The organism is Acetivibrio sp. (assembly GCF_035371925.1).
In the GTDB taxonomy this organism is placed as follows: Bacteria; Bacillota; Clostridia; order Acetivibrionales; family Acetivibrionaceae; genus Hungateiclostridium.
The window spans coordinates 22,457-38,575 of the sequence record NZ_DAORXT010000008.1; the positions used below are offsets into that span (position 1 = coordinate 22,457).

A 16,119-nucleotide genomic window follows, 5' to 3' on the forward strand; every position below is an offset into this window, starting at 1 on the left:
TGTAATTCTTTGTCTTTATCACGCATTAATATTATGGACAATTTTTAAGATTTTAGTCAATAATTTTAATTCTCACTAATATCCGATAATGCCAGGGAAATACAGTAATTGTTGCACACAAAAGATAACAGGCGCACATTGTTTTTTTCCGGAAAAATTATTGTGTCCTCCAAGGTGTCAAGTTTTTTAAAATCCATCTTCATTCCCAGGCGAAAAAGCTTTGACAAAGCCTCTTTTCTCGTCCATAAAATTGTGGACTTAACCGAATATTCGCCGCTATTTTCAATCCCTTTTAAAAACTCTTCCTCCCTGTGGGAAAAAAAATGCTTTATCAGCGCTTTTTCCGGAAAAAAAACCTTTTCCATGTCTATCCCGACTGCGCGATCCCAAACCATTCCGATGCAATACGGAAATGAGTGGGTTATCGATACGCACAAATCGGGATACTGGAGAATGAAAGGGGCCGAATCCGCCCCTTTCAGCACATCCAGACAGTTCGGATTTATCAGGCTTTGCTCCCTTAGCTTGTATTTAAAAACCGCAGATTTTACCGCATATCTTCCCGAAATCCATTGCAGCCTGTTCTTCGGGTTTCTCAAGTCTTTCAAATGCACAAGCTCCCTGTCGGACAACACCGACAAAACACCGTGTTCATCCTCTTTTAGCCTTTCGGCCATTTCCCCCATGTCCACAACATGATAGCAAAACCCGTACTTTGCTGCCTGTGTGTCCAAATGAAAATTGGCCAATCCCACTGTATCTTCGAAAGAAGCTCCCATCATGAGTGAATAAGCCTCATCTTAACGTTTTTAGCATAATAGCACACTTCATTTTTTTCATTGAGCATAATAACATCATATACTTTTACTTCTTCGTCATTATACTTTAACACCGAATATGCCTTGTAGCGAATTCTTTCCTTCGGAGCCTTGACGACGCCAAACTCATCCACCTGCCACGGCAAATACACATCCTCGCCGTCAACCAGGGAATGTACACCGCAAATCTGGAAAACCGAATCGGCAAAGGCCGGATTTATCAGCAATTTATCCAGATTATATTTTTTATTTGTGAGCTCTTCCTCAGGAAGAAGCATTGAAAATACCGCACCGTTCTTATTTCGTCTGAAAACATGGCTTTCCTTTTTCGCATCAATGAACAAAGTTCCAAGATTTATGGAATTGCCGTTTTTTCTTAAGAAGGCTTTTAGTGCTTCTCCGGTAAAATCTTCTTCCATAGGTTCATTTCCAATTTTCATAATCTCAAGAAGGTGACTGTATTCTCCCAAGTTGTTGCTGACATTCATGCTGTTTAAGCCTATAAGCTTTGAGATACCGAATCTGGAATTCAGATAAGTATATAACTTTACATCAATACTGTCCGTTCCTTCATTTTGATCCACCAAAGCAATTACTTCTCTCGGTTCCTCATGGAAAAGCTTCAACGGCTTGTCCATATTGATATTTCTGAAGCAGAATTGCTCGCTTTTCCCGGATATCAGGCTTAAAGCCTCCGCTCCCAGTTCCATGAAGGACACTGCCGGAGCCAAAGGTACCGTTCCCAGCCTGTGATGGTCGAAAATGGCATCCCTTTTGACGGATACGACTTTGAATACTTTCTCAATTTTACCGTCCTTCTTAGTTATCCAATCAATCATCGGCTTGTCATCCAAGTTTTCATCAGCAGCTTGGTTATTGGCAAGAGCGCCAAGTCCCCTGCTTATAACCACTTCTTTCGAGTCAAGGCCTCTGGTAAGAATATTGACAAACTCATTTGCTCCCCTGTCAGGTTCAATCAAATGAAGTCCCATTTCCTCAGAGTTTACTTTTACAAATTCATTCCTCCAAGCCATACCCAAGTCCTTCCATCCGGACCATGCCAAGCTTAAGGAATATATGTCTTTATGGGTTGAGCCAAGCATTGACATAAAGCTGCTTATAAAGCTATTGGCCGCACAGTAGTCAATTTGCGCTTCATTGCCGAATCTTCCGGATATGGAAGAGAAGGCAAAAGCAATCTTCAGTTCTCTTTTATCCAGTATCCGATAGAGGTTGCAAAGGCCCTTTGCCTTTACAGAGAATATCTCATTGAACTCTTCCCTTTCTTTTTGGCTTAAAAGTCTGCTCCTTTCCACTCCGGCTCCATGGATTAGAACGTGTACAGGCCCGTTTTCCTGTACAGCCTTGTCCAAAGCCTTTTTAAGCTCTTCATAGTTTCTTACGTCACAGGACAAATATTCCGCACTGTTTCCATCCTTCTTTATGCTTTCCAAAAGCTTTTTAATTGAATCGGACTTGACAAGCTTGTCAAATTCCTTTTGAACCATTACCGGAGTCACTTTTTTATTGGCCTTTTCCAGTCTTTTTTGAATTTCCAGCTTTATATTGTTCAAAGAAGCCTCATCATCACCAAGAATTACTCCGAAATCATCCAAAAGCTCCGTCCTTCCGATTATCGTGTACTTTCCCTTAAATCTTCGGGACAGTTCCTTTGTAATCTCCGAAGTGATTCCGTTTCCGCCGCCGGTAATCACGAAATGGGCATTTTCCGGTATATTCACTTGGTTGAAGCTTGCGCGATCCAGATTTTTAAGCTTTATTACGCCTCTTTTTCCTTCACAGTATCCAATTTCCCAATCATCACATTTATTTCGAAGTTCCTGGGCAAGTACCGACAAATCCTCATCCTTTAATACATCGCTTTTACCTGGGCCCAAGTCTACAATCTTGACTTTCGATTTGCCCCACTCTTTCCCAAGTCCTTTATAAATGCCCGACAGAGCGCCATAGAACGGGTCTTTTGCAATCTGCCCGTTTTGACAATAGCCGTGGCAGCCATCCATTGATATTGCACACACAATTCTTATTTCAGGTGCGTTCTGTTTTTGCGACAGCGCTTTATAGAATATAAATCTCGCCTCACTGCTCAAAAACAACATCTTCTTAAGTTCATTGTCGGAGATTTTGTCAAAATCAATATCAGTGCCTAAGTGAGTGCAATCGACAATGGCATCAACTTTAGTGTTTTTGCCGACGAAGTCAAAAGCCTTGTTTTCCAATTCGGCTGCATCGCCAAAATTTTCAAACACAAATTCTTCAATCCCGGCCGAAAGTTTTGCAAAATATTGCGCTGCTTTTTGAACCTGTTTGTCATTGTCACCGACAATCCATATCTTTTTGTCCTTTAGTTCGAAATCCGTGCCCTCTGCTTGTTTTTCCACAAAAACCGGTATCATAAGACAAAGATCCTTTTCAATCACAATGTCTTCATCGTCAATGCTTTCAACAGCCGCAACCTCATCTTTGACATCCTCTAAAATGGATTCTGCTTTTTTAAAACTGCCTTTTACCAAATCAATAATGCTTCCTATTGTTTTGTAGTCTGAAATATTTACCCTTTCGTCTTTTCCAATATCAAATTCTTCATTTAGCAATGAGAATATGGTGGCCTGCTTAACTGTATCTATCCCTAAGTCCGCTTCCATTTCCATATCTCTTTCCAGCATTTCTGCAGGATATTTCGTGATTTCCGAAATTATCCTGAGGACTTTTTCCTCAATGTCCGTTTCATTATTGCCACCAATGGGCTTAACCTTGTCGCCTTGAGGTTTACCCATCTCTTTGTCGCTTTGGAGTTTTTCGGTTGCTTTTTCAAGAGTGACAGTATTGGAGTTGCTTATACCCGCCCCAAAGCTTTCGGCTTCTTTTGATTTTATTTTCCTGCTCTCTTTCACAAGATCCACAATAGAGCCTACTGTCTTGTATTGGGATATATTTGCGCTATTTTGGCCAAGGTCAAATTTCTCACTGAGAATTGAGAAAATAGTCGCCTGCTTAACTGTGTCTATCCCCAAGTCAGCCTCCATTTCCATATTTCTTTCAAGAATCTCCACAGGGTATTTGGTAATTTCAGAAATAACCTTGAAAACTTCCTCTTCAACATCTTCAGCCTCGTTTCCGGCATCAAAGGCAGCATTATTTTTTGCATCAGTCCCGGTGCTTTCTTTTTTTGCGCCATCTTCCGTTGCGTATCTTGCCTGAACCATATTCACAACATGACCAATCGTAGGATAGTTTGAAAGCTTTATGCTGTCCTCCTGAGGAATATTAAATTTCTCCGATATTATCGAAAGGATTGTAGCCTGTTTTACCGTATCAATACCCAGATCCGCCTCAATTTCCATGTTTAAATCCAGCATATCTTTAGGATATCTGGTTATTTCGGAGTATATCTCAAGTATCTGATCCACAATGTTGCCATCCGCTGTCTTAGGCGTGTCCGTATAAGAAGCCATGGCTTTGGTATTCGCATCATAACTCGGTTTGCTGTCTGAAACCGCAGCAGCACTGTTACCTAAAGGAGCCTTATCCGTTGATGCTTCAATTTCTTTTTCCGCTCCCTCGGCCACAAGAATTCTTCCGCATTTTTCAAGCTTTGCATTTTTAGAACCCGTTATTTTGTCAAGCCATCTTTGATATACTTCCCTGTCCAAAATCCTTTCATCACCGTCAGCAATTTTTTGAAGAAGGTGATAGTTGCCCTGGGCACCATAGCCTGTAACCATTCTTATTACATAATCAAAGCTGTAGGATCCCCCTTGTGACAAATTCAGGCCTTCAAGGTCCGGATCCGGCTCCCTGAAATTGGCAACCGGAGGAATCTTCTGATACTGCAATGCTTTTGCCGCCACAGCTTCCTCGATTGAGGCACCCATGGTGTGTCCTGTCATTCCCTTTGTATTGATAACCTTTATCTCCCTGAAACTGCTGCCGAATGCACCCTCAAGTGCTGCTTTTTCGGCACTGGCGCATCCGCCCTTTCTCGGAGAGAAGGTTTCATGGGAGTAGTATACCGTCCTTTTCGCAATGTCCCTCCTGTCAAATCCATGCTCTTGTTCCATCTTGGTCATGAATCTGTCAAACTCAACTGAGAATCTGTTATTGTCAATCTTTGACGGATGTCCTGCCGTATTGAAGACATGGGTGCCTAAAATGCGGCAAATACCGTTCATTCCCCTTTCGGCGACATCCGACTCTTTTTCAATAACAAGTCCCACAGCGCCTGCTCCCAAAATCATTCCGTTCCTTCTGTTGTCAAATGGCACCGCAGCCTCAAAGACATCGGAAGAAGTGGTGAGTGCACCCATACTTAAAAAACTTCCTGCAGACCAAGGCAGAATTGATTTTGATGTAACATTTTCCGCTCCTATTACAATTATTCTTCTTGCATGTCCAGCTCGAATCAGGTCTTCAGCCACAGTAACAGCTGTAATTGTCGAAGAGCATGCAGCGCTCACGAAGAAATTGGGTCCCATCGCTCCGATAAATTGGGCAAGCCTGTTGTTGGCCAGTAAACAGAAACTATACAAAAACTCATGATTGAACTCGTATATTTCTTCCTCTCCACAATTGTACATAAGTCTTGAATAGTGGAGATTAAACCAATCCGTAAGATACTTTTTCACACTATAATCGCTAACTTTTGAAATAACCGATTCATAGAAATCTATCAAATCATTTCTTGTTTTTCTTGCAAACTTGCTTGCGACATATTTTGAAACCTCATCCACCCAAGTCTCAATCGGGAAGAATCCATTGGCATATATTATTCCGGTGTCATCCTGCATGTATTCCGGCAACACCAGTCTGCCCGGCAAATAAGAGCCGCAGGAAGTCTTTATCCGCTCTTTTATCAGCGGAATACCCGCGTCTTTTAATGCTTCGTATCCTGCTGCCACTCCGGCACACACCGTCATGGTCATCTGCTTAAGTACCTTTTCATCAATTTGATAGTCGCTCAGCATATCAATCTTGCCCAGCTTTCCGGCAAGCTGTATAACTTCATTAATAGACGCAAGTTTTTTGAAAGTAGCCTGAGCTTCAGTTTTTAAAAGCCTTGTGATATTTAAATCCAAAATGCTGTTTGCTTCATCGTCGGTAAGTCTTTCAATCAGGTTCTTGCCCTCAAAGATAAGGTCAAAATTATCATCGGAGAACACTTTTTTAAATGTACCGGGCAAACCCACCGAAACGCCGCTGTATACGAGACTTTCCTTGTCGCAAGGTTTTTCAGCATTAACATTTATTTGAACCGGTGCTTTCATTTCCGCTTGGAAACTTAATGCTTCGCAGGCTACGTTTTCTCTTCCTTTTGAGTGCTTCAAAGCCTTTCCTGACGGCAGGACAGAAACATCCATACCGTATGCAAAAAGCTCTGCCAAAGCCTGCTTGTATGCATCCACAGCATTCTTTCTTTTATTGTTTGAAGCCACAACTTTTACATCCTTGCCTTGAAGAATGTTCTTCACAAGGTTTGTAAGCACCGAAGAAGGACCGGCTTCCACAAAAACTCTTACACCCTTTTCATAAAGCTTTAATACCGATTCTGTAAAGTTAACGGATGAAACAATCTGCTCCTTTAGCATGGACGGAACAATGCTCATTTTTTCCTTGTCCTCAGGATAGAAATCCATCCTGTGGCATGCCATAACGTGAGCTTTAGGTACATCAAAGGCCATATCCTTGATTTTTTCATAATAGCTTTCCGCAGCGCCTGCAACCAGCTCCGTATGGAAGGCATGGGAGACATTCAGCTTCGTATATGTAATCTTATTTTTCTCCAGTATTTGGGTCATCCCATCTATCTGGTCTTCTCTTCCGCCTACAACCGTCTGTTCGGGAGAATTGAGGTTTGCGACAAATACTTTAAGTCCGCTTTCTTTGATCAATTCCTCTACCTTGAGCTTGTCCGCCTTTATGCTCATCATTACGCCGCGGTCCTCTTTTGGAATACCGTCAAAGGCAAAGCCTCTCTCCCCTATCAAAGTAAGAGCAGATTTTAAGTCCAGCATACCGCTTGCATGAAGGGCCGTTATTTCACCCAAGCTGTGACCTATCATAAAGTCAGCCTTTATGCCCGATTCCGAAAGGAGCTTGAACATCGCAATATTGCTCAAAAACATTACAGGGTGAGTGTTTTTGGTGTCTTTGAGCACCGTCTGAAGGTTCTCCTCGTCATCTCCAAAAACAAGGGATGTTACCTCATAGCCGTATTTTGATTTCCAGGCAGCATCCGCCTGCATATAAAGGGACTCAACCTGAGGATAGCTTTCATATATACTCTTTAACATGTTGGGATACTGGGAAGCTTGTCCCGGGAACATCCATGCCACTTTGTCCGGGGTCACCGCGTCCCCTTTTCCAAAGTATATCCCTTTTATGTTAAGCGCCTGAAGGTTTTCCATTTTACCTTCTTTTACAAATTCCTCGAAAAACTGGTATTTTTCCTTAAGTTCGTCCATAGAGCAAGCACATATAGCCAGACGGTATTCTTTTTTTGCCGAAACACAAGAGTTGTTATAGAATACCAACTGTTCAAAATCAGAGCTCTCTTTGTTTTCTTCAACAAACGACCTGTAAGCCTCACCAATTTCCTCTATTGACGAACCTGAAAACAGCACAACCTCTTGCACCGAAGACTGCTGCAGTTTTGCATCGGCTGAATTTTTAGCATTTTCAGCGGGTCCCGAAAAAGCATAAGTCTTCTTTAAAAATTCGGGTCTGAATTCTTCGAGGGCAACGCAATAATCCGCTCCGCCAAATCCATAAGCACTGACATTTGCCCTTCTTGGATGGGAAGAGTTTTCCCTCCACTGTTTTTTCTCCGTCAATATGTAGAAAGGCGAATCCTCAATCTCAAGCTTCGGATTTATCGTCTCAACGTTTGCAGTAGGAGGCAGAATCTTGTTATATATAGCCATGGCAGCTTTGATAAGCCCCGGACTTCCCGCTGCATACCTTAAATGCCCTATGTTTGATTTCACAGAGCTGATTCCGCAGAAGTTTTTCTTGGTAACTCCCATAGCTTCAAAGGCTTTTTTCAATGCTTTTATTTCAACAACATCTCCCACAGTTGTTCCCGTACCGTGGGCTTCTATATACTCAATGGTTTCCGTACTATAGTTGGTCATTTCCAACGCACTTTTAATAACACGCAGCTGTCCCTCTTCATTGGGAGCGGCAATATATTTACCCTTGCCGTCACTTCCCTGGCCAAATCCCGATATCAGAGCATATATTCTGTCATTGTCCCTCAGAGCGTCTTCCAATCTCTTTAAAATTAATACTCCTCCCCCGAGCCCGATTACAAATCCATTGGCACGAGAATCAAAGGGGTAGGAACCCGTTGGAGACAGTGCATTTATTGCGGAGAAAACCACAAAGGGGCTTTCGTCCAATGACACGTCCACTCCGCCGGTAATCAATACATCATAATCCTTTCTTAAAAGCCCCGTAATACCGCTTATAAGTGCAGCAAGACTGGATGCACATGCCGCATCAACGGTATATGCAGGACCATAAAGGTCAAACAGGTTGGAAATCCTTGATGCCGTGATGCTTTGAAGCATTCCCGGTGCACTGTCCTCGGTAATGGGGATTGTACCCGCAAGAGCCATATTTGAAAGCTCGTTGAGCACCTCATCCAATTCCTCTTTTTTCAAATTTGCGTTCAATTTCGGATTGTTGCGCAGATAATGCTCTATCTTGGCGTAATAGGTTCTCCTAATTATATTGTTGTATCGAATTCCCGGAGCACCAATATTCATTATGACGGCTGTACGTTCTTTATTGATATTGCTGTTTGCAAGGGATTGCAAAGCCTGATCCACGCAGTAAATTGCCACATGCTGATTCGGATCCATGTGTTCTGCCACAGCTGGGGGAATTTTAAATTTTCTGCTTAATGAAGTGTAATCATCAACACCGACAGGTGCTATAACTCTGGTATAAGTTTTGTCTTTCTTATTGATTTTTCTAAAAGCATCCCGATCATAATATATATCAGGATTTAAAACGTTTTCGGGCACTTCCCGAATGGATACCTTTTTACTTAGGATATTGCTCCAAAATGAATCCACATTGTTTGCATCGGGCAGCAATGCTCCCATTCCTACAATCGCTATTCTCTCTTCGGGATAAAAGTAATTCTTCATAGTATACCTCCCCACAAATAAAATAATATTTCTCTATATCTTACAAGCTTAAGAACACTTCATGAAAAAATCATAAATATCATTGGAAAGTCTCGGTACTCGTAAAATGTTCAAATGTCCTGCATGGTAGTCAAATACTTTTTTCAAGCCTGCGTTCTCAATTTTTTCGACAAATATTCTGTTTTTTCCCTCTCCTACAATTTGATCATATATGGAATATACAATCGCAATATTATCAACATTAAAGTCTGTGTTAATATTTTCACAAGGATCTAAAATTTTAAAAACATCAGCAACCTTTTCTTTTCCGAACCCGTGGTCTTCAAGGTCTTTTCTGACCTTAACCAGCAACGGATTATCCCATACCAACGTTAACATATCTGTAACGGGGTTAATCAGAAAGGTTCCTGTAAAGCTGCCTTTTAATATGTGATACCTGAAGGAAATGCATCCTCCCATGCTAAATCCGACAAGCAAACAAGGCAAAGCATTAATATTACAAATGAGCTTTCGAGCTGTCTCAATATCGTATATGCTTTGGATAAAAGCATTGCGGGATCTTAGAAGGTCCGCGCTTACGAAATATTCTCCACTAAAAGAGCTTTCCGCCGGTTTCCTGTTAAAATGGAAAGGCAGCTCCATAAAAAAGACATTGAACTTAAGCTCATTTAGCATCTTTATTAAGAATGCATAATTAAACATATTGTCATCATACAAACCGTGCAATAGCAGAATATTGCATATGGGCTCCTTAGCAGGATGACAATAAAGGTATATGGTATTATTTTCGATATAATCCTCTGTCTTCATGGAAGACGGGATTTCAAAACGATTTACGTTTTTATCGCCTTCGACCAATTTAACTGTCGACATATCCAGCTCATACTTATAAAGACCGTCAAATATTCTTTCACCCTCGTCAATAATTAAATTTTGTGGCTTGTGTGTCACCTTTATAAGTTTCTCTTTGAGAAGCTTCTCAATGGCCAGATTATCCACAAATTTCGAACTTGCTTCATTCATAACAAAACACCCTTTGTATGCTACATATTTTTTAATGCCTTTTTATCAACTTTTCCGACATTATTTCGTGGAAACTCATCAACAAACACAACATATTTAGGTACTTTAAAGTTTGCCAGTTTGTCGGAAACATATTTTATCAGTTCCCTCTCAGTCAAACTCGAATTTTGCTTCTTGATAACAAAGGCTTTTACAACTTCTCCATAAATATCGTCTCCAACTCCGACAACAGCAGAATCGATTACATCAGAGTGGGAATTTAAAGCGGTCTCAACCTCAACCGGCGATATTTTAAGCCCTGCAACGTTGATGAATTCTGTTTTCCTGCCACAAACAACCAAGGAACCGTCAGGGTTCTTGTATCCCAAATCGCCGGTATAAAGATATCCGTTTCTAAGTCTCTCCTCCGTATCCTTAGGACGATTGAGATATCCAAGCATGAGCCCTTGTCCGGTTACCCTTATTTCTCCTATTGTTCCGTATTCTACTATATTGTCGTTATCGTCAACAATATCGACAGATATTATTCCTTCCGGCGGGTGACCCACATCCCCCGAAGCTGAAGGAAGCCTGGACATTCTTGTGGTAATAAGGGTGGTTGCCTCACTCATTCCGTAGCCTTCATCCAAATATATTCCTGTTTTTTCGTACCACAACCTGGCTACTTCACAACTAATAGGCGCAGCAGAGCAAAAAGCCGCTTTCAGCTTTCCTAAATTGTTTATAAAAGGCTCATATCTTAATAATTGCCGGTAATGGGTCGGTACACCCAACATGTGGGTAATGTTCTCTTTTAACACTGTTTCAGCAACTTTTGCAGGATGAAATGTTTTCTGAAACACAATTCCCGCTTTATATGCCAATGCCGGGATTAGGACGGAAATTGAACCAAATCCGTGGGAAAAGGGTACAAAACACAAAATTCTGTCATCGGGCTCATACCTGTACATCGACTGATGATTCTTTCTTAAAAATGTATAACAGCAGCCCGTTGTAAGCATCACACCCTTGGGAGTGGAAGTTGAACCTGAGGTATATAAAAGCAGCGCAAGTTCATCTTCTTTAAAATCATACATTGGTAGGGGCTCTTCAAAATCATCCTTTTCACATACTTCCCGGATCTCTTTTACATTTATCACATCAATTTCAGATGTTAATCCGCCAACTATCTCTTCTTTTTCCAAGTGGGTAATGAGGCATTTTGAACCGGAATCTTGTATATAGTACGGTACTTCATCTGCTTTAAAAAGCGGGTCCACAAGACACACTACACATCCGATATATTCAATGGCCAAAAATGCAACTGCTGCCTCAGCACCATTGTAAAGATGTGTCGCAATAACTGTTCCGGGGACATATCCCTTTGACTTCAAAAAGTTTGCAACCTTTACTACTTCTGATTGAAGCTCCTTAAAAGTCAGTCTCTTTCCAGTTTCCCCATCAATGATGATTTCCCTGTCAAGGTCCTGCTTTTGAGTGTCAAACAACCAATTGCAATAGTTCATTTTAGCTTCCCCCCAAACTTAGTATTATATTAAAATTTATATTTTGGTATATATCAGTATCTAAATATCATCCCCCCACTGCTTGCGCCTGCTCCGTGAGCATGCATCATTACAAGGTCTCCCCTTTTAAGCCTGCCTGATGTGATAAGCTCATTAAGAATCAACGGGCTCATTGCTGCAACTGTATTGGCATGTTTATGAAACAGGCTCAGGCTCTTTTCAAAGGGAATTCCCAATTCTTTGACTTGTGCTTCCCATATTTTTGTTGATTGGTCGGATGTAATAAAATAATCAATATCGTCCAAAGTAAGATTTGTTTCTGCCAAAAGCTTGTCGGTTATCATTCTGCAATACTCGACAGAGCTTTGAAGAATCAAATCCCCGTTTATTACGTTCATATTGAACAACTCGGGTTCGATTTTTACATTCTCATTTTTAAAAAGGGTTGTCCCAAACGGAATAAAAGCATTATCATACAGGAGATGATTGGTCATAAGATAAGAAGCCAGGAAATGCTTATCTTCAGAATAACCGATTAACACTGCAACTACAGCATCCCCAAACAAAAATACCGTTTTTTGATTCGGCTGTTTCCATATCTGAATACCCTTTGAAGTTATGCCGCCTCCAAGGATAAGGACATAGTCGTCTCCGGAATCAATATACCGTATTGCAAGATCTAAAGCATGCATAAACCCGCTGCATGCACATGTCATATCGAAGGCCGGTATTCCTACCTTTGCCCCCAACTTTCTGAGAGCACCTATGGAAGTTGCCGGTATCTGATAATCTCCCAAAAGTCTTGAATATATGATTCTATCCACACTGTCAATATCAAGACCTGCTCTTTCAAGACACTGGGAAATTGCCATAGCCACCAAGTCTTCAAGTTTTTCGTCCTCGACCCATCTTCTTTCGGTTATTCCTACTGAATACCGAACAGCTCTGTCGGTTGCAATAATGCCGTATGTATCAATAATATCCTGATTGGTAACCACTCTATCAGGAAGACCGACACCCGTAGAAACTATTTTTGCATATCTCTCTATTTCAAGCGGCCTTACTTCCGGAAATCTAATATCATTATTCATAGTCTCCCCCATTTACAATCCGTTGCTGTGGTAAATTAAACAAAATACTTGATATGTAATCTTATATATCGTACGTGTTTGCAAATACTCTCTAATTATTTCCCCTCGGCGTTGTCCAATATAAATTTTACAATATTATCCATAACAAACAAATCCGGCTTTGATTCCATCATGGGCACAGAAAAAGTTTCGGAAAATCTAAACCCCAACTCCACCAATGCAATAGAGTCGGCACAAAGGTCATCAACAAGATTGGTTTTAGGATTAATCTCACTCTCATCCACTCTTAGATAATCGGCTATCAATTCCTTTGCTTTGCTGTAAACTTCATCGTAACACATAATAATCCCCCTTATAAAAATAGTCTAAGTTGTAAAAAAAAACAATCTACAAAATATACATATCCAATCCTATTCTATATAATTTTTTTATATAATTTGACAACATTTTTAGATTTAGACCTTATATATAAGTCCTCCTCCGCTAAATCCTTCTCCATGGGATATCATCATAATATTCATCCCCTTCTGTATTTTTCCCGAGCAAAATCCATGGTCTATAAGCAGCGGAAGCATTGCTGCCATAGTATTGCCATATTCTCCAACCAAAGAAATGCTTTTATCGGGGTTCACACCTAAAGTCTCCAGCGTCAATTCCCATATTTTTATATTGTTCTCGGTAACCAAAACCAGGTCAATATCTTTCATTGAAAGGCCGCTCTCTTCGAGAATATTCCTTGATACTTCTCTTGTTGCCTCTCTATAAAAGCTTTCCGCAGTCTTCCAGTTCTCCATTTTGTACAAATCCCATACTGCCGTCGAGAGTTCCTCTCTGGAAAATTTCGACAAGCTTAAGTAGCTTAACATAACAAACATATCGTAATACTGACAGTTAGAATAAAAATAACTTGCCAATATATGCTTTTCTTCCGAGTAACCTAAAAGTATTGAAGCCGAAGCATCTCCAAACAAAAATGCAACCCTTGGATCTGTCTTGCTTACAAACTTGGAAATTATGCCTCCCGACGATATAAGAACATATTCATCGCCGGAATTAATAAATCTTGATGCCGCATCCATAGAGTGAATAAAAGCCGAAGTTCCCCCATCGATATCAAAAGCGTGTACAGCAGTCTTGCTACCAATCTTGCCTTGGAGTCTGCTTGCTGTCATGGGCAAGAAATTATCACCCACAAACTTGTTCACAATGATTCTTGAAAGGTCATCCGGCAATACTTTGCATTTTTCGAGGCATCCTCTTGCCGATTTTGCAAGGATGTCACTGTCATCCATGTCGTTTTCGGCAATATGCCTTCTTTTCACCCCAATGGTTTTAACAATCACTTCATTTTTGAAGAAAGGATGATATTCCTTTATTATTTCGTCGTTTTCAACTACTCTCTCCGGAATATAAGAGTCGGTAGACAATATTTTACAAAACCTGCGAATTGTTTTCTTCTTTCTCTTGGGAAAATAAAATAACTCAGCCATAATCCCCCTCATAACATATCAAAAATATTCTATATCTCTTTCTATCAACTCAATGCTATCGGGAAATAAATCCTTTGAACTAATCTTATATTTAATTTACCATAAAATCAACATATTTTTCAATATTTTGTTTGATTTATCTGTAAAAACCCAAAAAACGACAATTTATGCAAGGGGTAAATAAGTAAACTTAAGCCTATCATGTTTCAACCGCACATGATTTCATTGCTTTTATAAAAACTTCTACAATTTCCGGATCAAACTGGGTTCCAGCATTCTTTTCAAGCTCACAGAAAGCCTGCTTCTTTGTCATGCTTTTGCTGTACGGGCGGTCGGACACCATGGCATCAAAAGAATCTGCAACACACAATATTCTTGCACCAAGGCTTATTTCCTTACCTTTAAGTCCGTCTGGATAACCCTTGCCGTCAAATCTTTCATGATGATGTCTCACATAATCCGTAAGCTTGTCCATATCGGCCAAAGATTCAAGTATGTTTTCGCTATAAATGGGATGCCGCCTTAAATAATTTATCTCTTCATCTGTCAGTTCTTCTTTTTTATTCAAAATGTGCTTGGGCATTTCTATCTTTCCAATATCATGCAATAGCCCTGCGCACTGAATTATGCTGATTTCTTTGGCACTCAATTTCATCGCTTCCGCAATTAACACCGCATAAGCCGCCACCCGTTCGCAGTGCCCATGAGTGTACTTGTCCTTTGCCGATATAGTGCTTAACAATCCCTTGAATATTCCGATAAGCTGCTGATGGTCGGAACTGATATTCTTGCGTATTTGCATTATCGCATCCTGATAAAGATGCACTTTATCCTTTCCAAGATTTTTCGCATGATACAAGGCCGAATCAGCTTGATAAATGAGCTCGTTCTTGTTTCGCGACATATTGGGATATTCCGACAAACCGAAAGACAGTGTTACCTTCTCGTACAATTCGTGTTTATAATATTTTTGTTTCAGTTCTTCAAACTCTTGACGAAGATTGTTTGCCATATACTCCAGATTATTTATCTGGGCATTTGTAATAATAACCACAAATTCATCTCCGCCATAGCGGCACAAATAGCTGCCTTCATCCAATATTTCCAAAAGTATTGATGCAGTCGTTCTTAATATATTATCCCCAAAGTCATGTCCGTAAGCATCGTTATACATTTTGAAATTATCGACATCTATCATTATTAGACTGACAGAGCTATTATTCTTCTGAGCCTTATCCAGCTCACTTTCCAGCTTCATATGAAAAAATCTCTGATTGTACGCTCCCGTCAACTCATCTGTAATCGCCATTTGCTCAAGCTTTTTTTTCTGAATCTGCTGCCTGTTTGTAAGTACTGCAATAAAAGTGGTCACAAAAATCGTAAACAGTTTTAGCGTAAGCCCCAACAACAAATAATTATTAAAGCTAACCAAATAGGCTTCAATTATAAATATTGTCTCAGTCATAATCAACACCATTGCTGTTGCCAATCCCAAATAACTAAATCGGAAAGCCATCAGAATTACAATGCTTGATTGTATATGGCTGATATAGCCTCGAATGTTATAGGTATCTTCGTAATCCAACAGCAGATATTGGATAACCCCAAGTATTATTGAAACTAAAATGTAAAAAAGCAACTCGGCTTTTTTTAGCTCAGTATTTAAATATGTATCCCTCAAGTCAACATATTTTCTTTTCAATAGCGAAACAAATTTGCCCATAATATCCTACCACCCGAATAAACTGTCATTAAGTCGTCAACATAAACTATTTATATCTATCATTATAACTATATATTATACTTTAGTATTTGAAATATTTCCACATAAACGTTCATCAAAAAGGCTTTCTTAAGAAAAAAATCAACTAACGCTTTTGGCAAACCCTTAAACAATAATTAAAATACAAAATTTACATTATTTGGATTGTATGGTGGGAGTAGATTTGCACCAAGAAACTCTGCTGCCAAGAATTTCGTCGCTTAATTATCTTTTTCTCCACCCGCCAAAGCTGCCC

At 40.2% G+C, this 16,119-nt stretch carries 8 protein-coding genes; all 8 read right to left on the minus strand.

Annotated features, from left to right (window positions below):
• Positions 1-65: 65 nt before the first annotated feature.
• Complete coding sequence (locus PLH43_RS02230; protein WP_324359630.1) at positions 66-782, minus strand: 4'-phosphopantetheinyl transferase superfamily protein; 717 nt, start codon at positions 780-782, stop codon at positions 66-68.
• Complete coding sequence (locus tag PLH43_RS02235; protein ID WP_324359632.1) at positions 779-8,992, minus strand: SDR family NAD(P)-dependent oxidoreductase; 8,214 nt, start codon at positions 8,990-8,992, stop codon at positions 779-781. Before PLH43_RS02235 ends, PLH43_RS02230 begins: the two co-directional genes overlap by 4 nt.
• Before the next feature lie 48 nt (positions 8,993-9,040).
• Positions 9,041-10,015: an alpha/beta hydrolase gene (locus PLH43_RS02240; protein ID WP_324359634.1), complete on the minus strand. Its 975-nt coding sequence runs from the start codon at positions 10,013-10,015 to the stop codon at positions 9,041-9,043.
• Between the two features lie 20 nt (positions 10,016-10,035).
• Positions 10,036-11,520: a class I adenylate-forming enzyme family protein gene (locus PLH43_RS02245; protein WP_324359636.1), complete on the minus strand. Its 1,485-nt coding sequence runs from the start codon at positions 11,518-11,520 to the stop codon at positions 10,036-10,038.
• A gap of 53 nt (positions 11,521-11,573) precedes the next feature.
• Positions 11,574-12,611: a ketoacyl-ACP synthase III gene (locus PLH43_RS02250; RefSeq protein ID WP_324359638.1), complete on the minus strand. Its 1,038-nt coding sequence runs from the start codon at positions 12,609-12,611 to the stop codon at positions 11,574-11,576.
• A gap of 95 nt (positions 12,612-12,706) precedes the next feature.
• On the minus strand, positions 12,707-12,952 hold the full coding sequence (locus tag PLH43_RS02255) for a phosphopantetheine-binding protein (RefSeq protein WP_324359640.1): 246 nt from the start codon (positions 12,950-12,952) through the stop codon (positions 12,707-12,709).
• Between the two features lie 114 nt (positions 12,953-13,066).
• Positions 13,067-14,101: a ketoacyl-ACP synthase III gene (locus tag PLH43_RS02260; protein WP_324359642.1), complete on the minus strand. Its 1,035-nt coding sequence runs from the start codon at positions 14,099-14,101 to the stop codon at positions 13,067-13,069.
• A 199-nt stretch (positions 14,102-14,300) separates the two neighbouring features.
• The gene (locus PLH43_RS02265; protein WP_324359643.1) at positions 14,301-15,824 is read right to left on the minus strand and encodes a diguanylate cyclase; all 1,524 of its coding nucleotides are present in this window, start codon (positions 15,822-15,824) and stop codon (positions 14,301-14,303) included.
• Between the last annotated feature and the right edge of the window lie 295 nt (positions 15,825-16,119).

Coding starts and splice junctions, on each gene's coding strand:
- PLH43_RS02230 (WP_324359630.1), bottom strand. CDS start 782: ATGATGGGAGCTTCTTTCGAAGATACAGTGGGATTGGCCAATTTTCAT.
- PLH43_RS02235 (WP_324359632.1), bottom strand. CDS start 8,992: ATGAAGAATTACTTTTATCCCGAAGAGAGAATAGCGATTGTAGGAATG.
- PLH43_RS02240 (WP_324359634.1), bottom strand. CDS start 10,015: ATGAATGAAGCAAGTTCGAAATTTGTGGATAATCTGGCCATTGAGAAG.
- PLH43_RS02245 (WP_324359636.1), bottom strand. CDS start 11,520: ATGAACTATTGCAATTGGTTGTTTGACACTCAAAAGCAGGACCTTGAC.
- PLH43_RS02250 (WP_324359638.1), bottom strand. CDS start 12,611: ATGAATAATGATATTAGATTTCCGGAAGTAAGGCCGCTTGAAATAGAG.
- PLH43_RS02255 (WP_324359640.1), bottom strand. CDS start 12,952: ATGTGTTACGATGAAGTTTACAGCAAAGCAAAGGAATTGATAGCCGAT.
- PLH43_RS02260 (WP_324359642.1), bottom strand. CDS start 14,101: ATGGCTGAGTTATTTTATTTTCCCAAGAGAAAGAAGAAAACAATTCGC.
- PLH43_RS02265 (WP_324359643.1), bottom strand. CDS start 15,824: ATGGGCAAATTTGTTTCGCTATTGAAAAGAAAATATGTTGACTTGAGG.